The organism is Desulfocurvus thunnarius (assembly GCF_055390965.1).
Genome location: NZ_AP042411.1, coordinates 2,498,777 through 2,521,644, shown reverse-complemented (window position 1 = coordinate 2,521,644; position 22,868 = coordinate 2,498,777). Strand labels below are relative to the sequence as shown.

Sequence of the window (22,868 nt, the reverse complement as noted above, 5' to 3'; positions counted from 1 at the left end):
CCCGCCATGCCGGGCCGCCCCGCACGCTTCACGGCCCTGGACGCCGTGCTCCTGTGCGCCCTGCTGTGCGGGGCGGCCCTGCTGGCGTGGCGCGCCGTGGCGACGCAGGACTACACGTGGCGCTGGCACGTCCTGTTCCAGTACCTCGCGCGCTTTGACGAGGGCACGGGGCGCTGGGTGCCCGGGCTGCTGGCCCAGGGCCTGGCGACCACCGTGCGCCTGAGCCTGTGGACCATGCTCCTGGCCACGCTGCTGGGCGGGGCCATGGGCCTGGCCCGGGCCTCGGGCGGCCTGTTCTGGCGCCTGACGGGCGGGCTTTACGTGGGCATCGTGCGCAACGTCCCGCCCCTGGTGCTGGTGTTCATCTTCTACTTTTTCCTGTCCGACATGCTCCTGCGCGCCCTGGGCGTGGAGGCGGCCTTGCGCGCCCTGCCGGGCTGGGCCGCCGGGGCCCTGGGCTGGGTCATGGCCCCGCCGGAGCAGTTGCCCAACTTCCTGGCGGCGCTGATGACCATGGCCGTCTACGAGGGTGCCTACATCGCCGAGCACGTGCGCGCGGGCATCCAGTCCGTGGAGCGCGGCCAGCGCGAGGCCGCCCGGGCCCTGGGCTTTTCGCCCTGGCAGCAGATGCGCCTTGTCGTCCTGCCCCAGGCCGTGGCGCGCATCGTGCCGCCCCTGGCCGGGCAGCTCATCGCCACGGTCAAGGACACGGCCATCGTCTCGGTCATCAGCGTGCAGGAGCTGACCTTCCAGGGCCTGGAACTCATGGCCGCGACGTACATGACGTATGAAATCATGATCGCCATCACCCTGCTCTACCTGGTGCTGACCCTGGCCTGCTCGGCCCTGGCCCGGCGGCTGGAACTGCGCCTGCGCCGGGCCTGACGCCGCTCCGCGCCCGGCCCGGTTGACCTGCCCCGGGCGCCGGGGTAGGCTGTAACGACACGGGGCTTTGCCCCGGCCACCCCAACGCCCCGAGGAGGCCCGCAATGGCCCAGAAGAAAGTCAAGGTCTACGCCCTGTCCACCTGCATCCACTGCAAGAACGCCAAGAAATACCTGGACGACATGGGCGTGGAATACGAATGCGTCCACGTGGACCAGCTTAGCGGCGACGAGCGCAAGGCCGTCGTCGAGGAGGTCCGCCGCTACAACCCCGCCACGTCCTTCCCCACGGTGGTCATCGACGACGAGTGCGTCGTCGTGGGCTTCAAGAAGGACGAGCTGGACAAGATCCTGAGGTAACCCCATGGACGCCAAGACGCTGCATGCGGCCCTGCGCAAGCTCCAGGAACCCAAGGGCTACTACTTCAACAACGACCTGGACGGCATGACCATGCCGCTTCTGGAAAGCCTGCTGGTCAACAAGGAACGCTACGGGCACATGGCCTGCCCCTGCCGCCTGGCTTCGGGCGACTTCGAGCAGGACCGCGACATCGTCTGCCCCTGCACCTACCGCGAGGCCGACGTGGCCGAATACGGCGCCTGCTTCTGCGGGCTGTACGTCAGCCGCGAGTGGAACGAGGGCAGTGTCCCGCGCCCCACGGTCCCCGAGCGGCGGCCTCCGGAAAAGGTCATGGCCGCCCTGCTGGGCGGGTGAGGGCGCGCGGCGCGCCAACGCAAACCGCCCCCGCCGGAGTGCTCCGGCGGGGGCGGTTTTCCTTTGCCCCGGGGCGCGGGGGGGGGGTCAGCCCCGGGTGGTCAGGCCGTATTTGCGCAGTTTGTATTGCAGGGTCCGGCGGCTGATGTTCAGGGCGTCGGCGGTGCGCTGGCGGTGGCCGCCATACAGGGCCAGGGCCTCGATGATGGCCTGTTTCTCGGCTTCGTCCAGGGAGGGCGCGGCCCGGGGCGGGCGGGGGCCGTCGGCCGGGGCGAAGGCCGGGGCCGCCCCTCCCGCGTGTCCTCCGCGCGCCGCCGCCGGAGCCAGCACCTGGGGCGGCAGGTCCGAGGCGGAGAGCGAATCCGTGCGCGAGAGCACCAGGGCCCGCTCCAGGGCGTTTTCCAGCTCGCGCACGTTGCCCGGCCAGTCGTGGCGGGCCAGGGTTTCCATGAACGCGGGGGAGACCTCGCGCACGGTCTTGTTGTTCTTGCGCGCCAGCTTGCGCAGAAGGTGCGCCGTCAGCAGCGGCAGGTCGTCCATGCGCTCGCGCAGCGGCGGGATGGCGACCTCCAGCACGTTGAGGCGGAAATACAGGTCCTCGCGAAAGCGCCCGGCCTGGACCTCGGCCACGAGGTTGCGGTTCGTGGCCGCCAGCAGGCGCACGTCCACGGGCACGGCGCCCACCCCGCCCAGGGGCTCCACCTGGCGCTCCTGGATGGCCCGCAGCAGCTTGGCCTGCAAGCCCAGGGGCAGTTCGCCGATCTCGTCCAGGAACAGCGTGCCCCCCGAGGCGAGCTGGAAGCGCCCGGGCTTGTCCTTCACCGCGCCGGTGAACGCGCCCTTGACGTAGCCGAACAGTTCGCTTTCCAGCAGGTCGCCGGGCAGGGCCGCGCAGTTGACCTTGATCAGCGGGCCGCGCGTGCGGGGGCTGGCGGCGTGCAGGGCGGCAGCCACCAGCTCCTTGCCCGTGCCCGAGTCGCCGGTGATGAGCACCGTGGCCTCGCTGGGCCCGGCCTGCTCGATGAGCCGCTTGACGCGCTGCATGCCCTCGGACTGGCCGATGATCTCGCGCACCTCGGGGGCCATGTCGGCCTCGCGGCGCAGCTCCAGGTTCTCGGACACCAGCCGCGAATACTCGTAGGCCTTGCCGAGCACGGCCACCAGCTCGTCGTTGTCCGTGGGCTTGGTCAGGTAGTCGAAGGCGCCGCGCTTCATGGCGTCCACGGCGCTGCCCACGGTGCCGAAGGCCGTGAGCATGACCACGGGCACCCCCGGCGACTTGGCGCGGATGGCGCCCAGGGCCTCCAGGCCGTCCATGCCCGGCATGCGCATGTCGAGCAGGATCACGTCGGGCCGGGCGCCGGAAAGCAGGTCCAGGGCGTCTTCGGCGCTGGGGGCTTCGGCCACGTCCCAGCCCTCGTCGCGCAGCACGGCGCCGACCATCATCCGCAGGGCGGGTTCGTCGTCCACAACCAGGGCGCGGCGCTTCTGGCTTGCAGCGATCATTGCGGTTCTCCCTGTTCAGGTTCGCAGACGGGCTGCTCCCCGGCGGGCGGGAAGCACAGCCGGACCTCGGTGCCGTGGTCCGGGCCGCCGCGGCGGGTTTCAATATCCACGCGGCCGCCGTGGTTGCGCACGATGCGGTGCACGATGGCCAGCCCCAGGCCGGTGCCCTCCTTCTTGGAGGTGAAGAAGGGTTCCAGGGCGTGAGCGCGCTCCTCGTCGGTCATGCCCGGGCCGGTATCGCGCACGGCCAGACAGGCCCGCCCGTCGCGTTGCGAGAAGGCCAGCCCGATGCGCCGGGGTTCCCCGGGCGGATTGGCACCCACGGCGGCCAGGCTGTTGAGCAGCAGGTTCAAAAGCGCCTGCTTGAGCATGTCCGGGTCGGCGTGGACCACGCAGGCCGCACCGGGAGCCACGGGGTCGGGGGCGATGTCCACGGCCAGTTCGGCGCCCTGGTGCTCCAGGTCGAAGCGCAACAGGGCCCGCAGGTCTTCGGCCAGGGCGGCGGCGTCCACGTCGGTCTTCTCGGGCGCGCGCGGGCGCGAGAGGAACATCAGGTCCGAGATGACCTTGTCCAGGCGGTCGGCCTCCTTGACCATGGTCGCGGCGTACTGCTCCTCGGGCTGGCGGCCTTCGAGCTTCTTCTTGAAGAACTGGGCGAACCCGCGCAGGGCCGAGAGCGGGTTGCGGATTTCGTGGGCCAGCCCGGCGGCCAGTCGGCCGATGGCCGCCTGCTGGCGCGCCTCGGCCAGATCGTCTTCCAGGGCCTTCAGGTCCGTGCGGTCACGCACGAGCACCAGCCGCTCGCCCGCCTCGCCCTCGGCGGACGCGGCGGACGGCAGGGGCATGGACAGGATTTCCAGGCTGCGTCCGCCCGCGCGGGCCTGCTCCCAGCCCTTGCCCCACAGGCAGGAGGCTCCGGCCCCGGGCCGCTCGTCGGTTTGCAGGGACAGGTCGTCGAAACGCTGGCCCACAAGCTCGCCGCCGCCCGCGAGCAGGGCACGCGCGGCGGGGTTGGCCGCACGGATGGACCCGGCGGCGCTGACGGTCAGCAGCCCGTCGGGCATGGTGTCCAGCAGCCGGGAATGGAAGGACTCCAGGCGGTGCAGCTCGCGGCTCTGGTCGCGGCGGCGCACGTAGGCCGCGCCCAGGCCCCACAGGAACACGGCGACCATGATCACGTAGCCCGTTTGCAGCAGGGCCGTGCGGCGGAACTTGCCGAAGGTCGCCAGATGCTTGCGCGGATCGATGCCCACGATCAGATACGGCCCCAACGGCCCGTCGCCCTCGCGGCCCCGGGGCTGGGCCTCGAGGCACAGCCGGGCCAGCCCGGGCCGCGCGCGCAGCCCGGCCACGAAGCTTTCCGGCCCCGCAGGGCCCTGGTACAACGCGGCCCATTCTCCGGCGGTGCCCAGGCGCTCCCAGGCCGAAGGCGGCAGGGTCGGGATGTCCGGCGCGCCCGAGGCCCGCGCGCTGAAAAGCACCCGCCCGCCCGAAGCCAGAATGGCCACGAACTGCACGTCGCTGTTGTCGATGAGCTCGGTGAGCATTTCGCGCAGCCGGGGCACCAGCAGCGAACCCGGCGGGGCGGCATGCCCGCCGCGGTGCATGAGCCCGGGCAGCAGGCGGTCCAGCCCGCGCATCTCGCGGGCCATGGCCGTCTCCACACCGCGCAGGATGACCTGGGAGGAGAGCAGCAGGTGCTCCTCGATGGTCTGGCGCTGGCGCTCCAGGTTCTGCCAGGTGAGGAAGGACAGGGCCAGCCCGATGAGCACCACGGCCAGGGCGGCACCGGCGAGGTAGGAGCGATTGCTGGAGCGCAGGCCTATATCCATAAGAATGCGTGACCTTTGGGCGCCCGCGCGGGCGCCGGGCCTCCCGCGCCGATGCAAGCCCGGGGCGCCGCCCCACGCGGCGCCCCGGGCATCGGGATGAGGGAGGCGATGAAACGGTTGTGCGGGCGGCTAGCTGCCGAAACCCGCGAAAGCCTCGTCCATGTCGAAATCCATGCCGGGCGCCATGCCCAGCATGTCCGGTTCGTCGTCGTCGAAACCCATGGCCTCGCCCATGCGCGGGCCGGGGCCCATGCCCTGGTCCTGCCCGGGGCAGCCGCCCGCGCCGGGGCCCATGCCGCGCCCCATGCCGCGCCCCATGCCACGGTGACCCATCATGGCGCCGAGATCGGGCAGCCCGGCGGCGGCGAACTTCTTGCGCAGCTCCACCTGGGCGGTGAACTGGCGGACCTTCAGGTCGCCCAGTTCCCGGGTCAGGGCGTCCACGGCCTTTTCGTCCACGGGCTTGGTGCCCAGGGCCGAATCCAGCAGGGCGGACTTGGTGCGGATCTGCTCGCGCAGGGGGATCATGGCCTTCTGGTGTTCCTCGAACAGGGCGATGGCCTGCTCGCGCTGCTCGGGGGTCAGGGCCTGCATGGGCCCGCCGCATCCGCCGGGGCCCGCGCCCGGGCCGAACCCGGGGCCCGCCACGGCCAGGGCCGACAGGGACAGCACGGCCACCGCAGCCAGCGAAAGGATGAGTGACTTCTTGGACATACGCTAACTCCTTGTGGATGGATGGCGTTGCATTCGTGATGGCACCTTTCTGTTAGCATGACTTGTGCCAAAATTAATAGTTAATAATTTCAATTGAATGCAAAGACATATCCACTTGTGCAAATCCCTTTTGTGCAATAGACAACACACCACAGAACCTCGATTTGTGCAAGAAAATTCACGGCGCCGCGCTCGTATGCGGCCAAAGGGCCGCCGGAAAACAAAACAGGTGCACGGCCCGGTGAAACAAGTCGAGCCCCGCCGCCGTCCGCCGCTCGCCGGGGCGGTGGAGCGGGCCGGAGGCGGCGGAACGCCTGGGGAACGGGCCGGAGGGTCGTCCGGGGCGACCCGCCGGGCGGCGCGATGGCCGGAGCCCCCGCCCGGACACAGTTCCGCCGCCCCAAAAGGGCAGGCCCCTCCGGGATGGAGGGGCCTGCGCAAGGGGGTTGGGGGTGAGGGTAGGAGGAGGAAGGAGGGTGTCTCGTCTATGTCATCTGCCGAAGCGGTCAGTTGCTGCCCATCATCATGCCGCCATGCATCATGCCGCCCTGCATCATGCCCATGCCCCGGCCGCAGCCCTTGCCGCCCATGCCCATCATCGGGCCCATGGGCGGCAGCCCGGCCTCGGCCATGGCCTTGCGCAGGGCCACGCGCTCGGTAAAGAGCTGGGTGCGCAGGTCGCTGACCTCGGCGGTCAGGGCGTCCACGCGCTTCACGTCGGGGGTCACGGCCACCAGCTCGGCGTTGAGCATGGCCTGCTTGGCGAACAGCTCACGCTGCGCCGTGGCGGTCTTCTGCTGAAATTCGGTGAACAGGGCCTGGGCCTTTTCCTGCTGCTCGGGGGTCAGGTTCGCGCCGCCCCAGGGGCCCATGCCGGCCTGCATGCCGTAGCCGTGGCCCTGTCCGTGGCCCTGGCCGTGTCCGGCGGCCATGGCGGCGGGGTTGAAGCTCAGGGCGGCCAGCGCCACAAGGGCGCCCATTGCGGCGATGGTAGTCATGCGTCTGGTCATGTCTGGTTCCTCCGTGAAGGTCTGGCGCGTCGTCGTTGCGCCTTGTTTTTCGTGGGGGACGCGTCGTCCCGCTTGCCCCTCTCAAAGCACAGGCCGTGCCAAACATAAAAACACTTTGATTTCATTATGATAGGAGAATGCCCCCACTTCCATCCTCCGGCGTTGTGAATCCGCGCGCACATCGGTTTGCACATGGGTGCAGCAGAATGCACAACCCCCCGCGCCGGGCCCGCCTTTCCCGTTGCTCCGGGAGGCATTGGACGCTAAGACCGTGGACGCACCCCAACGCCCGGAGACGCCGCACCATGCCCCAGCCTCCCTTCCAGACGGCCGCCCTGCCCCTGCGCGCCGCCCTGCCCTCCCTGCTGCTGCTGGCCGGGCTGTTCTACGCCAACTTCGTCTCGCGGGTGATCATGGCCCCGCTGCTCGCGCTGGTGGAGCACGAGTTCGGCATCAACCACGCCAGCGCGGGGGGGCTGTTCCTCTTCGTGGCCGGAGGCATGAGCCTGTCCATGACCTGCTCGGGCTTCGTGGCCGGGCGCCTGGGCCACCGGCGCACGGTGCTGCTGTCCACGGCCCTGCTGGGCACGTTTCTCATCGGCGCGGGCCTGTCGCGCTCCTTTTTCGAGCTGCGCGCGCTGCTGCTGGCCACAGGGCTGGCGGGCGGGCTGTACTTCCCCTCGGCGGTGGCGACCATCACCACCCTGCTGGAGCCCCGGCACTGGGGCCGGGGTCTGGCCGTGCACGAAATGGCGCCCAACCTGGCCTTCGTCACCGTGCCGCTGCTGGCCACGGCCCTGGCGGAGGTGCTGCCCTGGCGCGGGGTGTTCCTGGTCTTCGGCAGCCTGGCCCTGGGGCTGGGCGGGCTGTTCCTGGCCTTCGGCCGGGGCGGCGACGCGCGCGGGGCCGCCCCGCGCGCCCAGGCCCTGCGCGAGGTGGTGCTGCACCCGGCCTTTCCGGTGCTGGTGGCCCTGTTTTCCCTGGCCGTGGCCGCAAGCTTCGGGCCCTACAGCATGCTGCCGCTGTACCTGACCACCGAGCGCGGCGTGACCCCGGAAACGGCCAACGCCCTGCTCACGGTCTCGCGCGTGGCCGGGCCGCTCATGGCCCTGGCTACGGGCTTCGTGGTCGACCGCATCGGCGCGCGGCGCACGGCGGCCCTGTCCCTGGCGTCGTCGGGGCTGATGACGCTTTTGCTCGGGCCGCTTTCGGGCCCGTGGCTGGCGGCGGCGGTGGTGCTCCAGCCGACGCTGTCGGTCTGCTTCTTCGCCGCGGGGCTGACGGCCATGTCCCAGACCTACGGCCAAGGCGTGCGCAACGTGGCCGTGTCCCTGGTGGTGCCCCTGGGCATCCTGCTCGGCTCGGGGGCCACGCCCACGGCCCTGGGCTGGTTCGGCGACCAGGGCTCCTTCGCCACGGGGTTTGTGGTCCTGGGCGTCTGCATCCTGGGCGGGGTGCCGCTGCTGCGGCTGCTGCGCTTTGCGCCCCAGGAGGCGTAAGACCCGCGCGCTCCCGCCCTGTCACCGGGGCTCCGGGCGCAAAAACGGCCCCGCCCGCCGCGCATGCCTTGGCATACGCGACGGGCGGGGCCGTCTTGCTCCTGGCCGCCCTCCGGGGCCGGGCGGGCCTAGGGCCCGGGCGGCGGCGGCGGCCCCTCGGGCGGACGCCTGGGGTCGAACTCCAGGATCTCGCGGAACTCCTCGCCGTACAGGCGCAGCATGACCATGGTGAAGGCCAGGATCAACGGCCCGTACAGCAGCCCCGCCGGGCCGAAAATCTGCAACCCGCCGATGACCGACAGAAAGATGGCCAGAAGCGGCATGCCCGACGAGCCGCGCATGAAGTAAGGCCGCAGGAAGGTATCGATGCTCGTGACCCCCAGCCCGCACCAGACCAGCAGGAACACGCCCATCTCCCAGCGCCCGGTGAGCAGCAGGTAGACGCTGGCCGGAAACCAGACCAGACCCGTGCCCAGCACGGGGATCAGCGAGGCGAAGCACATCATCGTGCCCCAGAACAGGGCCGGGATGCCCGCGATGGCCAGCCCCACGCCGCCCGCCAGCCCCTGGAGCACCGCCACCAGCAGCCCGCCCACCAGCACCGCCCGCGAAACGTTGCGCAGGCTGGCGATGATGGTGTCCTCCTGGCTTTCGTGCAGGGGCGAGAGGTACTTGACGTAGGCCACGATGCGCCGCCCGTCGCGCAGGAAGAAGAACAGCACGAACAGCATGATGCAGAAGGAGAACAGCACGGTCATGGCGTTGCCCACGATGGACGTGCCGGTGCGGATCATGGTCTGGCCGATGTTGCGCGAAAAGTCGATCAGCCCGGCCTGGATGTCCAGTCCGTCCAGGTCCAGAAAAGGCAGGCGCTCGTGCAGCCAGGCCACCACGGCCTCCACCCGGGCCTTCTCGACCAGTTGCACGAAATCCGCGCTGCGAATCCAGGCCGTGAGATCGGCGATGGACGTGGCCGCCTGGGATACCAGGCCCGAGAAGAACACGAAGGTCGGCAGGAACACGCAGAAGATGACCAGCACCAGCACGATGAGCGCCGCCAGGGAGTCGCGCCCGCCCAGGCGCGCCGAAAGCCGGGCCTGGAGCGGGTAGCAGATGGCCGCCAGCACCGAGGAGAAGATGATCGGCGCCAGGAACGGGCTGAAGACCCGGTAGGCCAGATACACGGCCAGCAGGATCAGCGCGCCCAGGGCCCACTTGTAGATGGTCGAGGTCGGCCCCTTGAGGCCTCCTCCGCAGTCGTCGGGAACGGTGCTCATGGTGGGCGGACTATAGGCGAGGACACGGCGCTTGGGAAGGCCCCCCGGAGCCCGCGAATCCGGCGGCCAGGGCCGCGCCGTTATTTCCCCGGGCCGTCGCCAGCCCGGGCCGGGGCCAGCCCGGGCCCGGCCTGTGCGTAGGCCGCGCCGCAAGCCGGGCATTCCAGGCCCTCGTCCAGCCGCACGCCGCAGGCGCAGACCCAGCCCCGCACCCGGGCCGGGTTGCCCGTGACCAGGGCATGGTCCGGCACGTCGCGGGTGACCACCGCCCCGGCGCCCACCAGGGCGTAGCGCCCGATGGTGTTGCCGCAGACGATGGTCGCGTTGGCCCCGATGGTCGCGCCCCGGCGGACCAGGGTCGGGCGCAGCTCGTCCATGCGCCGGATGTGCGCGCGCGGATTCCAGACGTTGGTGAAGACCATGCTCGGCCCGCAGAACACGTGGTCCTCCAGGGTCACGCCCTTGTAGACCGACACGTTGTTCTGGATCTTGCAGCCGTCGCCGACCACGGCGTCGGGCCCGACGACCACGTTCTGGCCGATGCTGCACCCCTGGCCGACGACGCTGCCGGGCAGCACGTGGGAAAAATGCCAGATCTTCGTGCCCGCGCCGATGCTCGCCCCGGGATCCACCCGGGCGGTGTCGTGGATGAAAACGTCCTCCGGGGCCGGGGGCGCCGGGCAGGCGCCCGGGTCGGCACCCAGGCTGGTGACGGCGCAGCCCGCGTCCATGGACCGCTGGGCCGCGTGCAGCACGCGCAGCACGGCCAGGCCCTCGCGGCCGTCGGTGCGCGGGGCGGCCCCGGTGTCCACGCAGTTCAGGAAGTGCAGGCATTCGCGGCGCAGGGGCTCGGCCTCCTCCAGGGCCACGCCCTCGGCCTCGCCGCGCACCGGCACGGGCACCTGGCCCTTCCAGTCGATGGAATGCGGGTAGAGCAGCAGCTTCTCGGCCCAGGGCAGGGTGTCGTCGAACACGGCCATCTTGCGGTCGCCGACCACCACGAGCTTTTGTTCCTTGAACGGGTGCAGCCAGGACACGAACACGTGGGCCTTGACCCCCGAGGCGAAGTCCAGATGCGTGGTGGTCACGTCGGCCAGGGCGCTGTGCAGGTAATTGCCGCCCGTGGCCAGCACCGTGCGCGGCTCCTCGCCCGTCAGGGACAGGATCATGGAGATATCGTGCGGCGCGAAGGACCACAGGGCGTTTTCCTCGCGGCGGATTTTGCCCAGGTTCAGGCGGTGGGAGTAGATGTAGTTGATGCGCCCGAGCTCCCCGCTCCCGGCCAGGGCCCGCAGGCGCTCGAAGGCCGGGTGGTATTGCAGCAGGTGGCCGACCATGAGGGTCAGCCCGCGCTCCCCGGCCAGGGCGATGAGCTCGCGGGCCTGCCCCTCGTCCAGCACCAGGGGCTTTTCCACGTAGACGTGGCGCCCGGAGAGCAGCACCTCGCGGGCGATGGCGAAGTGCGTCTCGGCCGGGGTGGCCACCACCACGCCCCGGATGGCCGCGCACGCCAGCACGTCGGACAGGGCCAGGCAGGTCCCCGCGCCCGGATACTGCTCGCGGAAGCGCGCCAGGGTGTCCGCGCTGCGGTCGCAGATGAGCCCCAGGCGGCCCAGGGCATGGTAGTTGCGCACAAGGTTCTTGCCCCAGTAGCCGGAGCCGATGACGGCGATGTCCAAAGCCACGCTGCTCTCCTTCTGCAAAAACCTGGCGAAGGCACCGGGGAGACGCGCCCCGGGGCGCCGGGGTCCGCGCGGGCACCGGCCGGCGGCACGTGCCGCTGTCTGTCCGGGTACGACCCGGGGCACGGGCTGTCAAGGGCCCGGGGCGCCCCGCGGCTCCCGCCGCGTTTGACATTCGCCCCCGGGAGCGGATACAGCCCGGTCAACACGCAACGGAGGTCCACACCATGCGCGAGCAAGTCGAACAGGCCCTGGCCAAAATCCGCCCCGCCCTGCAGGCCGACGGCGGCAACGTGGAACTGGTGGATGTCACGCCCGAGGGCGTGGTCCGCGTGCGCCTGACCGGCGCGTGCAAAGGCTGCCCCATGGCCGGGCAGACCCTGCGCCTGGGCGTGGAGCGCGTAATCCTGGCCGAGGTGCCCCGCGTCGTGCGCGTGGAGGCCGTCTAGGCTCCGGGCCCGCCGGGCCCCGGCCTCCTTCTTCCTTATAATACGACCCCGCGCGCACCCGCGCGCCGTCCGCATCCGGAGACAGCAATGAGCAAGGTGGTCACCAGGTTCCCCCCCAGCCCCACGGGCTTTCTGCACATCGGCGGCGCGCGCACCGCGCTGTTCAACTGGCTCTTCGCCCGGGGCCGGGGCGGCGAGTTCGTCCTGCGCATCGAGGACACCGATCAGGCCCGCTCAACCCCCGAAATGACCCAGGCCATCGTGGACGGCATGACCTGGCTCGGCCTGCACTGGGACCACGGCCCCTACCTGCAAAGCGACCGCACCCCGCTGTACGACCAGTACATCGAGCGCCTGATCGCCTCGGGCCACGCCTACTACTGCGACTGCACCCCCGAGCAGGTGGACGCCATGCGCGAAACCGCCAAGGCCGCAGGCAAGAAACCCAAGTACGACGGCTCCTGCCGCCACAGGAACCTGGGCCCCGGCCCGGGCCGCGTGGTCCGCTTCCGCGCGCCCGAGGGCCTGTGCGCCTGGGCCGACATGGTCAAGGGCCCCATGGAGATGGACTTCGAGGAAATGGTGGACGATTTCGTCATCCGCCGGGGCAACGGCTCGCCCATGTACAACCTGGCCGTGGTGGTGGACGACGCCGACATGGGCGTGACGCACATCATCCGCGGCGAGGACCACCTCTCCAACACGCCCAAGCAGATCGCCCTGTACATGGCCCTGGGCCTGCCCGTGCCCGCCTTCGGCCACCTGCCCATGATCTTCGGGCCCGACCGCAAGAAGCTCTCCAAACGCCACGGCGCCATGAGCGTCATGGAGTACGAGGCCATGGGCTTCCTGCCCGAGGCCGTGGTCAACTACCTGCTGCGCCTGGGCTGGGGCCACGGCGACCAGGAGCTGTTCACCCGCGAGGAGATGATCGCCCTGTTCTCCGAAAAGGGCCTGGGCTCCTCCCCGGCCATGTTCGACATGGCCAAGCTCGAAGCCGTGAGCGCCCATTACATCAAGGAAGCCGACCCCGCCCGGCTGGCCGGGCTGCTGCCGCGCTTCCTGGCCGAAATGGGCGTGGCCGCTCCCGACCCCGCGCGGTTGGCGGCGGCGGTGCCGCTCTACCAGCCCCGGGCCAAGACCCTGCGCGAAATGGCCGAGGGCATGGCCTTCTTCTTCGCGCCCGACCAGGCCCTGGAGCACGACCCCGAGGCCCTGGCCAAGTTCGTCACCGCCGAAAGCGCGCCCCTGCTGGAAGCCGCGGCGCGGCTGGTGGAAGACGCCCCGGTGTTCGAGCCCGGCCCCCTGGAGGACGCCTTCAAGGCCTGGCTGGACGCCCAGGGCCTGAAGTTCAAGGCCGTGGCCCAGCCGGTGCGCGTGGCCCTGTCGGGCCGCACGTTCTCGCCCGGGCTGTTCGAGATGATGCTCGTCCTGGGCCGCGAGTCCACCGTGCGCCGCCTGCGCCGGGCCGCAGCCCTGGCCGGAGCCTGAGCCCCCCGGAGGCCGCCATGGACGCCCTGCTCATCGTCGGTGCATCGGGCCACGCCAAGGTCGTGGCGGACATCGTGCAGCGCCAGGGCCTGTGGCGCGTGGCCGGGTTCATCGACGCCGCCCTGCCCGCCGGGGCCGAACACTTCGGCCTGCCCGTGCTCGGAGCCGAGGCCGACCTGCCCGAAGCGGCCCGCACCCACGGCGCGCGGGCGCTGCTGGTGGCCATCGGCGACAACGCCGTGCGCGCCCGGGTCGTCGCGCGCGTGGCGGCCCTGGCCCCGGAGCTGACTTTCGCCACGGCAGTGCACCCGGCGGCCAGCGTGGCCCGGGGCGCCGAAATCGGCCCGGGCAGCGTCGTCATGCCCGGGGCCGTGCTCGGGCCCGACACGCGCGTCGGCCGCCACTGCATCGTCAACACCGGCGCCAGCCTGGACCACGACGGCCTGCTGGAAGACTTCGCCAGCCTGGGCCCCGGGGCGACCCTGGGCGGCAACGTGCGCGTGGGCGCCTTCGCCCATATCGGCCTGGGCGCATCGGTGCTCCACGGGCGGACCGTGGGCGAACACGCGCTGCTCGGCGCCGGGGCCGTGGCCGTGGCCGACGTGCCCGCGCGCACCGTGGCCTTCGGCGTCCCGGCCCGCCCCGTGCGCCTCCGCGAACCCGGAGAACGCTACTACTAGCGCGCTCCGCCCGCCTGGGGTGGGAGGAGGCCGGGGACGGTGGGCGTGTCCTGCGGGTTGATGAGCCTCCGGCGGCTCAAGGGGCATGCCCCTTGAGAATCCCGCATTGGGTGGGCTTTGCGGCGCGCCGCCCCAGCCACCCCGAACGGGATTTTTAAGGGCGACAGCCCTTGAGCCGCCGGAGGCTCATCAATCCCCGGGGGTACGCACCGTCCCCGGGCTTCCTCCCCCTGACGGACGGGCGACAGCCAAAAGAAAAGGCCCCGCCGGGGTGACCGGGCGGGGCCTGAAGAGTTTCGGGCGCGGAGGGCTAGGACTCCTGAGGAGTCGTCCGGGCCACGGGCTTGGCCACGGCGCCGGAGCGGATGCAGCGGGTGCACACGCTCATGCGCTGCACGGAGCCGTTGTCCAGTTGCACGCGCACGCTCTGCAGGTTGGGCATGAAGCGACGCTTGGTCTTGTTGTTGGCGTGGCTCACGTTGTTGCCGACCTGGGGCCGCTTGCCGCAGATGTCACACGTATGGCTCATGGGGGGTCCTCCTTTATTCCCGGCGGCAAGGCCTCTGGCCCGCCGCTGTGCGAGTTCGGATCTGGTCCGCCGGGGCCGCCCGGCCCAATCGGCCTTTCAGCCGCAGCGAATTTGCCTCCTTATATCTTCCCCGGAGAAAACGCAAGCGCTTTTGCCTTGACAACGGAACGATTTCGGATAGACCTAGGGCCTCGCGCGAGGCAGCACCATGATGAAGAGCATTTGGCTGGATATTTCCGACATCCCGGCGGAAGGCCGGGAATTTTCGTTTGACGACCAGGCCGTCTGGGCCGGGCCGGCCGCCGCTTTCGGCATGGACGTGACCTTCTCGGCGCCCATGGCGGCGGCGGTGCGCGTCTGGCCCCATGGACGCGGCGCGACCATGGCCGGGCGGCTCACCGGCGAGGTGACCCTGCCCTGCGCGCGCTGCACCCGGCCCGCCGTCTGCCCCCTCGACCAGGAATTCGAGATTTCCGAAAGCCTGGACGACGAAGACGCCACCGGCGAAAGCCCCCTGCGCGAGCAGGACGGAAAAATTGAACTTGACGCGGGGGCGATCCTCTGGGAACAGTTCGTCCTCGCCTTGCCCGGCCGGGCCCTGTGCTCGCCGGACTGCAAGGGCCTGTGCGCCCGCTGCGGCGCGGACCTGAACCTTGAGCCCTGCACCTGCGGGGACGAGGACGGGGACCCGCGCCTGGCGGCCCTGCGCGGGCTGACCATCGGCCGCAAGAACTAGCCCGCCCCCGGGCGGGATCGGGCTCCGGCCCGAAGACCATAGAACGAGGTAACTGCAATGGCTGTCCCGAAAAAGAAGACCTCCAAGTCCAGAAAGGGCATGCGCCGGGCGCACGACCATGTCGCCAAGCCCACTGTGATCTACTGCGAGTGCGGTGAGCCCACCGTGCCCCACCGCGTGTGCGCGAGCTGTGGCACGTACAAGGGCAAACAGATGCTCGCCGTGGACAATGCCGAGTAGCACCCCGCGCATCGCCGTGGACGCCGCGGGCGGCGACCACGGGCCCGGGGTCAACGTTCCCGGAGCCCTGGACGCCGCGCGCGAGAAAGGCCTGCGCCTGCTGCTGGTAGGCGACCGGACCGCCCTGGAGGCGGAGCTGGCCCGCCACGACACCGCCGGGCTGGACGTGGAAATCGTCCATGCCTCGGAGGTCGCCGCCATGTCCGACAAGCCGTCGGACGTCTTGCGGCGCAAGAAGGATTCCTCCATCCAGGTGGCCTGCCGCCTGGTGAAGGAGGGCCGCGCCGACGGCGTGGTCAGCGCCGGGAACTCGGGCGCATCCGTGGCCTGCGGGATGTTCGTCATCGGCAGGGTCAAGGGTGTGCTGCGCCCCGCGTTCGCGGGCATCCTGCCCACGGTCAAGAACCCCATGATCCTTCTGGACGTGGGGGCCAACGTGGATTCGCGCCCCGAGCATCTGTTCCAGTTCGGCATTCTGGGCGACGTGCTGGCGCGCGACGTGCTGCGCTACGACTCCCCGCGCGTGGGCATCCTGTCCATCGGCGAGGAGGAGGGCAAAGGCAACATCCAGGTCAAGGAGGCCTTCGAGATGCTCAAGGCCTCCTCGTTGCGTTTCATGGGCAACGTCGAGGGCCGCGACATCTTCACCGGCGACGTGGACGTTGTGGTCTGCGACGGGTTTGTGGGCAACGTGGCCCTCAAGCTGGCCGAGGGCCTGGCCTCGAACATGGGCAAGGTCCTCAAGCGCGAGCTGACCGGCAGCCTGCTGGGGCGCATCGGCACCCTGCTGGCCATGGGCCGCCTCAAGCGCTTCGCGCGCTTCGCGGACTACGCCGAGTACGGCGGCGCGCCGCTGCTCGGCCTGCAGGGCATCGTCATCGTCTGCCACGGCGCGTCGAGCATCAAGGCCATTTCCAGCGCGGTCAAGATGGCCGGGCGCTTCGTGGCCAGCGGCGCCAACGAGCACATCCGCCAGGCTCTCGAAGAAAACCGCGACCTCACCCGGGCCTAGCCGCGCGGGCCCCGGCCCGCGGCAACATCAGGAATTCCCGCCATGACAGCGTATATCTGCGGAGTCGGGCTGTACACGCCCGAGCACATCGTCACCAATCACGACCTTGAAGAGCGCGTGGAAACCAGCGACGAGTGGATCGTCACCCGCACGGGCATCCGCCAGCGGCACATCGCCCAGGGCGAGGTGACCTCGGACCTGGGCGCCCAGGCCGCCCGCGCGGCCCTGGCCGACGCCGGGCTGACCGCCGCCGACGTGACCCACGTCATCTGCGCCACCTGCACGCCCGACTCCTACTGCCCCAACACGGCCACCCAGATCGCCCACAAGCTGGGCCTGACCGGACCCATGGCCATGGACCTCAACGCGGCCTGCTCGGGCTACATCTACTCCCTGCAGACCGCCCGGGCCCTGACGGCTCTGGACCCCGAAGCCGTGGTGCTGGTGGTGGCCGCCGAAGTGCTTTCCTCGCGCGTGAACTGGACCGACCGCGCCACCTGCGTGCTTTTCGGCGACGGCGCCGGGGCGGCGGTGGTCCGCGCCCAGGCCTCGGGCCGGGCCATCGGCATCGTGGACGCCATGCTGGAATCCGACGGGCGCTACGGCGAGCTGCTGACCATCCTGGGCGGCGGCTCGGCCCGGCCCTACGCCCCGGGCGAGCCCGTGGGCGACGACTTCTTCATCCAGATGAACGGGCGCGAGGTCTTCAAGGTCGCCGTGCGCAGCATGACCGACGTATGCCGCCGGATGCTCGAACGCCACGGCCTTGGCGTGGACGACCTGGGCATGTTCGTCGCCCATCAGGCCAACCTGCGCATCATCGAGGCCGTGGGCAAGAAGCTCGACCTGCCCGCCGAGAAGGTCTTCGCCAACGTCCAGCGCTACGGCAACACCTCGGCCGCCAGCGTGGGCATCGCCCTGGCCGAGGGCTGCGCCGACGGTACCTTCGCCCCGGGCCGGCGCGTGCTGCTGACCACCTTCGGAGCCGGATTCACCTGGGGCGCGGTGCTGCTCCAATTTTAATGATGCGCCCGCAACTATATTCTTAGCATACTGGAATTATTGATATTCCAACCCGGCCTCGCCTGTTGCCCCCGCCGTTGATTTAGGCTACAAACACGGCTTCGAGGCGAACCGGACAACCCCTCGCGCCCCGCGCGCGGCCAGACGCGGGCCCCGGCCCGGATACACCACACCATGAGCGACCTTCCCAAGACTGCACTCGTTACCGGCGGCTCCCGGGGCATCGGCAAGGCCTGCGCCCTGCGCCTGGCCGCCGACGGGTTCCAGGTCTACCTGACCTACGTGAGCCGCCCCGAGGAGGCCGAGGCCACCGTTGCGGCCATCGAAGCCGCCGGGGGCAAGGCCCGGGCCTTCCGCCTGGACCAGGGCGACCGCGAGGCCATCGCCGCCTTTTTCGCCGGGCACATCAAGGATCAGGTCCATCTCGCGGCCCTGGTGAACAACGCGGGAATGACCCGCGACGGCCTGCTCATCCGCATGAAGGACGAGGACTGGGACGCCGTGCTGGGCGTGAACCTCTCCGGGGCCTTCGCCTGCCTGCGCGAGGCCGCCAAGATCATGAGCCGCCAGCGCGCCGGGCGCATCGTCAACATGGCCTCGGTGGTCGGCCAGTCGGGCAACGCGGGCCAAGCCAACTACGTGGCCTCCAAGGCCGGGCTCATCGGCCTGACCAAGACCGCCGCCCTGGAGCTGGCCTCGCGCGGGGTGACCGTCAACGCCGTGGCCCCGGGCTTCATCGCCACGGACATGACCGCCGTGCTGCCCGAAAAAATCACCGAAGCGATGCTGGAGCGCATCCCCCTGAAGCGCCTGGGCACCCCCGAGGACATCGCCGGGGTCGTCTCCTTCCTCGTTTCCGACGCCGCCGCGTACGTCACGGGCCAGTGCCTGTCCGTCACGGGCGGCATGTACATGTAAGACAAAACGACGGGCCCAGCCCGCCAACAAAGCCCAAATTGAAGACTGGAGGAACAATGTCCGTCGAAGCCAAAGTCAAAGAGATCATCGTGGACCAGCTTGGCGTCTCCGCCGACGAAGTGCACAACGAAGCCTCCTTCGTGGAGGACCTGGGCGCCGACTCCCTGGACCTGACCGAGCTGATCATGGCCATGGAAGAGGAGTTCGGCATCGAGATCGACGACGACGAGGCCCAGAAGCTCGTCAAGGTGCAGGACGCCATCGACTACATCGCCAACAACAAGTAGGGCCACGCCCTGCCGCTGCCCTTTGCGGAGCGTCTTGTGGCCCGGAAGGGCCACGAGACGCTTCCGTTTTCTCCGTCAACCCCACCCCGGTGGACCCGCCCCAGGGGCCCAAGCGAGGCCGTATGAACAGGAAAAGGGTAGTCGTTACCGGTCTTTCCGCCATCACTCCCATCGGTAACGACCTGGAAACGAGCTGGACCAACCTGCTGGCCGGAACGACCGGCGTGGCGCCCATCTCGCGCTTCGATGCCGCCGAGTTCGCCACCACCATCGCCGCCGAGGTCAAGGGCTGGGACGCCGCCGCGCACATCCCGCCCAAGCAGGCCAAGCGCATGGAAATCTTCACCCAGTACGCCGTGGCCTGCGCCCAGGATCTGCTGGCCCACGCGGGCTTTGCCGTCACCGGGGAAAACGCCGCACGCACGGGCACCATCCTCGGCTGCGGGCTGGGCGGGCTGGAGACCATCGAAAACCAGCACGCCAAGTACATGGAAGGCGGCGCCCGGCGCGTATCGCCCTTCTTCATTCCCATCGTCATCGGCAACATGGCCCCGGGCCAGGTGGCCATCTTCACCGGCGCCAGGGGCCCGAACCTGGCCATCACCTCGGCCTGCGCCTCGGGTACCCACGGCATCGGCTACGCCTTCACCGAGATCGCCATGGGCCGCGCCGACGCCATGATCACCGGCGGGGTGGAGTCGACCATCAGCCCGCTGGCCGTGGGCGGCTTCTGCGCCATGAAGGCCATGAGCACCCGCAACGACGACCCCGCCCACGCCTCGCGCCCCTTCGAGAAGGACCGCGACGGCTTCGTCATGGGCGAGGGCTGCGGCATGCTGCTGCTCGAAGAACTGGAGCACGCCCGCGAACGCGGCGCCACGATCTATGCCGAGGTGGTCGGCTTCGGCGCCTCGGCCGACGCCTATCACATGACCGCCCCGCCCGAGGACGGCTCGGGCATGGCCCTGGCCATGGCGGCCGCCCTGCGCGAGGCCGAAGTGAGCCCCGCCGAGGTGGACTGCATCAACGCCCACGGCACCAGCACCTACCTGAACGACCTGTGCGAGACCCGGGCCATCAAGGCCGTGTTCGGCGCCCACGCGAAGAACGTGGCCATCACGGCCAACAAGTCCATGATCGGCCACCTGCTGGGCGCCGCGGGCGGCGTGGAGGGCGTGTTCTCGGTGCTGACCCTCTCCCGGGGCGCCATCCCGGGCACCGTGAACCTCGACACTCCCGGCGAGGAGTGCGACCTGGACTACACCGCCCAGGGCACCGTGCACCGCCGCGTGGACTACGTGCTGTCCAACTCCTTCGGGTTCGGCGGCACCAACGGCTCCGTGCTGTTCAAGCGTTTCGAGGACTAGGACCAGCCGCCACGGACCCGCAGGGCCCGCGCAACAGAGCATCAAGGAAGGAAACCGCGATGGAAGAACTGTTCCTGCAAGACCGCGAGGTCGCCAAGGCCGTCACCCTGGAGATCGACCGCCAGATCCACAACGTGGAGCTCATCGCCTCGGAGAACTTCACCTCCCCGGCGGTGCGCCAGTGCATGGGCAGCGTGCTGACCCACAAGTACGCCGAGGGCTACCCGGGCAAGCGCTACTACGGCGGCTGCGAATACGTGGACATCGTCGAGGACCTGGCCTGCGACCGCGCCAAGGCCCTGTTCGGCTGCGGCTACGCCAACGTGCAGCCGCACTCCGGCTCCCAGGCCAACATGGCCGCCTACTTCGCGGCCTGCGAGCCCGGCGACACCGTGCTGGCCATGGACCTGTGCCACGGCGGCCACCTGACCCACGGCAGCCCGGTGAACTTCTCGGGCAAGCTCTACGACATCAAGGCCTACGGCGTGGACCGCGAGTCCGGGCTCATCGACTACGACGCCCTGGAGAAAACGGCCAAGGAGTGCCGCCCGAAGATGATCATCGCCGGGGCCACCGTGTACCCGCGCATCATCGACTTCGCGCGCTTCCGGGCCATCGCCGACGAGGTGGGCGCCACGCTGATGGTCGACATGGCCCACATCGCCGGGCTCATCGCCGCCGGAGTGCACCCCACGCCCATGGGCCACGCCCACATCGTGACCACCACCACGCACAAGACCCTGCGCGGCCCGCGCGGCGGCATGATCCTGGCCGACGACCCCGACCTGGGCAAGAAGCTGAACTCCCAGATATTCCCCGGCATGCAGGGCGGCCCGCTGATGCACGTCATCGCCGCCAAGGCCGTGGCCTTCGGCGAGGCCCTGCGCCCCGAGTTCAAGACCTATCAGGTCCAGGTGGTCGCCAACTGCAAGGCCCTGGCCAAGCCCCTGCTGGCCGCCGGGTTCGACCTCGTTTCCGGCGGAACGGACAACCACCTCATCCTGGTGGACCTGACCAACAAGAACATCACCGGCAAGGACGCCCAGATCGCCCTGGACAAGGCGGGCATCACGGCCAACAAGAACACCGTGCCCTTCGACACCCGCTCGCCCTTCGTGACCTCGGGCATCCGCCTGGGCTCGGCGGCCATGACCACGCGCGGCTTCAAGGAGGCCGACATGGAGCAGGTGGGCCAGTGGATCGTGGACGCCCTGGCCGACGTGAACAGCGATGCGCGCCTGGGCGAAATCCGGGCCAGCATCCGCGACTACACCCGCAACTTCCCGCTCTTCGCCTGGTAGGGCGTCCGGGCCGAGGCGCCCGGTCCGCCGGGGCGGCGCCCGCCGCCCCGGCCCGGGCCGCCCGGCCCGGAGCATTGACATCGAACCCCGGCCCCCGGGCCCGGAGGTGGAGGCACATGCACACGCGAATGTCCTGGCCCGACTATTTCATGGGCATCACCTATCTGGTGGCCGAGCGCTCCACCTGCACCCGGCGCAAGGTCGGCGCCGTGGCCGTGCGCGACAAGCGCATCCTGGCCACGGGCTACAACGGCGCCCCCAGCGACACGCCCCACTGCCTGGACATCGGCTGCCTGCGCGAGGAGCTCGGAGTGCCCTCGGGCCAGCGCCACGAAATCTGCCGCGGCCTGCACGCCGAGCAGAACGTCATCATCCAGGCCGCCCTGCACGGCGTGAGCATCAAGGGCGCGGACATCTACTGCACCACCCAGCCCTGCCTCATCTGCACCAAGATGCTCATCAACACCCAGGTGGCGGCGGTCTACTACGCCGAAGCCTACCCCGACCCCCTGGCCGAGCGGATGATGGCCGAATCCGGCGTGAACTTCGCGCGCATCGCCTATGTCCGCCCCTAGCCACGAGGACTTCATGCGCCAGGCGGCGGCCCTGGCCCGCCAGGGCCGGGGCGCCACGGCGCCCAACCCCTGCGTGGGCGCGCTGCTCGTGCGCGGGGGCACGGTGCTGGCCGGCGGCTGGCACCGGCGCTACGGCGGGCCCCACGCCGAGCCCGAATGCCTGGCCGACGCCCGGGCCAAGGGCGTGGACCCGGCGGGCTGCACCCTCTACGTGACCCTGGAGCCCTGCAACCACCACGGCAAGACCCCGCCCTGCACCAGGGCCATCCTGGAGGCGGGCGTCCGCGAGGTGGTCGTGGGCACGGCCGACCCCAACCCCGTGGCCGGGGGCGGGGCCGACTTCCTGCGCGCCAACGGCGTGGCCGTGCGCCTGGGCGTCGAAGAAGCCCTGTGCCGTGAGCTGATCGCGGATTTCCTGGTCTGGCAGCGCACGGACCGGCCCTACGTCTACCTCAAGCTGGCCAGCACCCTGGACGGACGCATCGCCACGCGCACGGGCCACTCGCGCTGGATCAGCGGGCCCGAGTCGCGCGCGGCGGTGCATGCCCTGCGCGCGCGCTGTCAGGCGGTCATCGTCGGCGGGGGCACCCTGCGCGCGGACGACCCCCGGCTGACCGTGCGCCTGCCCGGCGACGTGCCCGCGCCCGGGCCCCAGCCCCTGGCCGTGGTGGTCACCCGCACCCTGCCCGGGCCGGACGACTTCGCCCTGACCCGCGAGCGCCCGCAGGAGACGATTTTCTGGACCGGCGAGGCCGGGGCCGCCGGGCCGCAGGCCGAGGCCCTGCGCGCGCGCGGCTGCCGCGTGTGGGCCCTGCCGCCCGCAGCGCCGTCCGCCGGGGCTTCCGGCGCCCCGGGGCTGGACCCGGGCCCGGGCCTGGCCCGGCTGCGCGCCGAGTGCGCGGCGTGGTACGTGCTGTGCGAGGGCGGCGGGTCTTTGGCCTTGAGTTTCCTGCACGCGGGGCTTATGGACGAGTTCCGGCTCTTCGTGGCCCCCAAGATCCTGGCCGACGGGCAGGCCCGGCCGCTGTTCGACGGCCTGGCCCCGCAGACCATGGACCAGGCCCTGACCCTGCGCCAGACCGCGGCCCGGCCCAGCGGCGAGGACGTGCTGCTCATCTACCGCCCCCGGGAGGACGGCTAG

Annotated in this window: 24 protein-coding genes; 17 read left to right on the top strand and 7 right to left on the bottom strand. The window is 70.5% G+C overall.

Annotated features, from left to right (window positions below; translation table 11 throughout):
- The first annotated feature begins 6 nt into the window (after positions 1-6).
- The 3 genes from ACZ5KV_RS10960 (at position 7) to ACZ5KV_RS10950 (ending at position 1,599) form a co-directional block, all read left to right on the top strand.
- Positions 7-885, top strand: coding sequence for an amino acid ABC transporter permease (locus tag ACZ5KV_RS10960; protein ID WP_464239339.1), 879 nt, complete (start codon positions 7-9; stop codon positions 883-885).
- Between the two features lie 104 nt (positions 886-989).
- A complete protein-coding gene (locus ACZ5KV_RS10955) occupies positions 990-1,244 on the top strand; it encodes a glutaredoxin family protein (RefSeq protein WP_464239338.1) in 255 nt (84 codons plus the stop codon).
- A 4-nt stretch (positions 1,245-1,248) separates the two neighbouring features.
- Positions 1,249-1,599: a ferredoxin-thioredoxin reductase catalytic domain-containing protein gene (locus ACZ5KV_RS10950; protein ID WP_464239337.1), complete on the top strand. Its 351-nt coding sequence runs from the start codon at positions 1,249-1,251 to the stop codon at positions 1,597-1,599.
- Between the two features lie 87 nt (positions 1,600-1,686).
- Here ACZ5KV_RS10950 and ACZ5KV_RS10945 read toward each other — a convergent pair whose 3' ends face one another.
- The 4 genes from ACZ5KV_RS10945 to ACZ5KV_RS10930 all read right to left on the bottom strand — a co-directional run bounded on the left by ACZ5KV_RS10945 (position 1,687) and on the right by ACZ5KV_RS10930 (position 6,661).
- Positions 1,687-3,105 (bottom strand): sigma-54-dependent transcriptional regulator, encoded by a 1,419-nt coding sequence (locus ACZ5KV_RS10945; protein ID WP_464239336.1) that lies wholly within the window; start codon positions 3,103-3,105, stop codon positions 1,687-1,689.
- A complete protein-coding gene (locus ACZ5KV_RS10940) occupies positions 3,102-4,937 on the bottom strand; it encodes a two-component system sensor histidine kinase NtrB (protein ID WP_464239335.1) in 1,836 nt (611 codons plus the stop codon). The genes ACZ5KV_RS10945 and ACZ5KV_RS10940 overlap by 4 nt, the downstream gene beginning before the upstream one ends.
- A 129-nt stretch (positions 4,938-5,066) precedes the next feature.
- Entirely contained in the window at positions 5,067-5,651 is a 585-nt protein-coding gene (locus ACZ5KV_RS10935; RefSeq protein ID WP_464239334.1) for a Spy/CpxP family protein refolding chaperone, read from the bottom strand.
- 506 nt (positions 5,652-6,157) lie between these two features.
- Positions 6,158-6,661 (bottom strand): periplasmic heavy metal sensor, encoded by a 504-nt coding sequence (locus ACZ5KV_RS10930; RefSeq protein ID WP_464239333.1) that lies wholly within the window; start codon positions 6,659-6,661, stop codon positions 6,158-6,160.
- Between the two features lie 305 nt (positions 6,662-6,966).
- Here ACZ5KV_RS10930 and ACZ5KV_RS10925 point away from each other — a divergent pair, with 305 nt between their 5' ends.
- The gene (locus ACZ5KV_RS10925; RefSeq protein ID WP_464239332.1) at positions 6,967-8,160 is read left to right on the top strand and encodes an MFS transporter; all 1,194 of its coding nucleotides are present in this window, start codon (positions 6,967-6,969) and stop codon (positions 8,158-8,160) included.
- 128 nt (positions 8,161-8,288) lie between these two features.
- Here ACZ5KV_RS10925 and ACZ5KV_RS10920 read toward each other — a convergent pair whose 3' ends face one another.
- Both ACZ5KV_RS10920 and ACZ5KV_RS10915 read right to left on the bottom strand, forming a co-directional pair.
- Positions 8,289-9,437, bottom strand: coding sequence for an AI-2E family transporter (locus ACZ5KV_RS10920; RefSeq protein ID WP_464239331.1), 1,149 nt, complete (start codon positions 9,435-9,437; stop codon positions 8,289-8,291).
- Positions 9,438-9,517: 80 nt separating this feature from the next.
- Entirely contained in the window at positions 9,518-11,122 is a 1,605-nt protein-coding gene (locus ACZ5KV_RS10915; RefSeq protein WP_464239330.1) for a Gfo/Idh/MocA family oxidoreductase, read from the bottom strand.
- Between the two features lie 224 nt (positions 11,123-11,346).
- Between ACZ5KV_RS10915 and ACZ5KV_RS10910 the strand changes: the two genes are divergently transcribed.
- From ACZ5KV_RS10910 to ACZ5KV_RS10900, 3 genes are all read left to right on the top strand, one after another.
- On the top strand, positions 11,347-11,568 hold the full coding sequence (locus ACZ5KV_RS10910) for a NifU family protein (protein WP_464239329.1): 222 nt from the start codon (positions 11,347-11,349) through the stop codon (positions 11,566-11,568).
- An 87-nt stretch (positions 11,569-11,655) separates the two neighbouring features.
- Complete coding sequence (gltX, locus tag ACZ5KV_RS10905; RefSeq protein ID WP_464239328.1) at positions 11,656-13,059, top strand: glutamate--tRNA ligase; 1,404 nt, start codon at positions 11,656-11,658, stop codon at positions 13,057-13,059.
- Between the two features lie 17 nt (positions 13,060-13,076).
- Positions 13,077-13,739, top strand: a complete 663-nt coding sequence (locus ACZ5KV_RS10900) for an acetyltransferase (protein ID WP_464239327.1) — start codon at positions 13,077-13,079, stop codon at positions 13,737-13,739.
- Positions 13,740-14,049: 310 nt separating this feature from the next.
- Here the strand turns inward: ACZ5KV_RS10900 and rpmB are convergent, their stop codons facing one another.
- Positions 14,050-14,268, bottom strand: a complete 219-nt coding sequence (rpmB, locus tag ACZ5KV_RS10895) for a 50S ribosomal protein L28 (RefSeq protein WP_464239326.1) — start codon at positions 14,266-14,268, stop codon at positions 14,050-14,052.
- A 208-nt stretch (positions 14,269-14,476) separates the two neighbouring features.
- Here rpmB and ACZ5KV_RS10890 point away from each other — a divergent pair, with 208 nt between their 5' ends.
- The 10 genes from ACZ5KV_RS10890 (at position 14,477) to ribD (ending at position 22,868) form a co-directional block, all read left to right on the top strand.
- The gene (locus tag ACZ5KV_RS10890) at positions 14,477-15,004 is read left to right on the top strand and encodes a YceD family protein (protein WP_464239325.1); all 528 of its coding nucleotides are present in this window, start codon (positions 14,477-14,479) and stop codon (positions 15,002-15,004) included.
- A gap of 57 nt (positions 15,005-15,061) precedes the next feature.
- Positions 15,062-15,244 carry a 50S ribosomal protein L32 gene (rpmF, locus tag ACZ5KV_RS10885; protein ID WP_464239324.1) on the top strand — a complete coding sequence of 61 codons (183 nt, stop codon included), beginning with the start codon at positions 15,062-15,064 and terminating at the stop codon, positions 15,242-15,244.
- Positions 15,234-16,256, top strand: coding sequence for a phosphate acyltransferase PlsX (gene plsX, locus ACZ5KV_RS10880; RefSeq protein ID WP_464239323.1), 1,023 nt, complete (start codon positions 15,234-15,236; stop codon positions 16,254-16,256). Before rpmF ends, plsX begins: the two co-directional genes overlap by 11 nt.
- 42 nt (positions 16,257-16,298) lie before the next feature.
- The gene (locus tag ACZ5KV_RS10875) at positions 16,299-17,279 is read left to right on the top strand and encodes a beta-ketoacyl-ACP synthase III (RefSeq protein ID WP_464239322.1); all 981 of its coding nucleotides are present in this window, start codon (positions 16,299-16,301) and stop codon (positions 17,277-17,279) included.
- Between the two features lie 174 nt (positions 17,280-17,453).
- Positions 17,454-18,197: a 3-oxoacyl-[acyl-carrier-protein] reductase gene (fabG, locus tag ACZ5KV_RS10870; RefSeq protein ID WP_464239321.1), complete on the top strand. Its 744-nt coding sequence runs from the start codon at positions 17,454-17,456 to the stop codon at positions 18,195-18,197.
- Positions 18,198-18,253: 56 nt separating this feature from the next.
- The gene (acpP, locus tag ACZ5KV_RS10865; RefSeq protein WP_464239320.1) at positions 18,254-18,484 is read left to right on the top strand and encodes an acyl carrier protein; all 231 of its coding nucleotides are present in this window, start codon (positions 18,254-18,256) and stop codon (positions 18,482-18,484) included.
- A gap of 122 nt (positions 18,485-18,606) precedes the next feature.
- Positions 18,607-19,851: a beta-ketoacyl-ACP synthase II gene (gene fabF / locus ACZ5KV_RS10860; protein WP_464239319.1), complete on the top strand. Its 1,245-nt coding sequence runs from the start codon at positions 18,607-18,609 to the stop codon at positions 19,849-19,851.
- Positions 19,852-19,910: 59 nt separating this feature from the next.
- A complete protein-coding gene (gene glyA / locus ACZ5KV_RS10855) occupies positions 19,911-21,152 on the top strand; it encodes a serine hydroxymethyltransferase (protein WP_464239318.1) in 1,242 nt (413 codons plus the stop codon).
- 116 nt (positions 21,153-21,268) lie between these two features.
- Positions 21,269-21,727 (top strand): deoxycytidylate deaminase, encoded by a 459-nt coding sequence (locus ACZ5KV_RS10850; RefSeq protein ID WP_464239317.1) that lies wholly within the window; start codon positions 21,269-21,271, stop codon positions 21,725-21,727.
- Positions 21,714-22,868: a bifunctional diaminohydroxyphosphoribosylaminopyrimidine deaminase/5-amino-6-(5-phosphoribosylamino)uracil reductase RibD gene (ribD, locus tag ACZ5KV_RS10845; RefSeq protein ID WP_464239316.1), complete on the top strand. Its 1,155-nt coding sequence runs from the start codon at positions 21,714-21,716 to the stop codon at positions 22,866-22,868. The genes ACZ5KV_RS10850 and ribD overlap by 14 nt, the downstream gene beginning before the upstream one ends.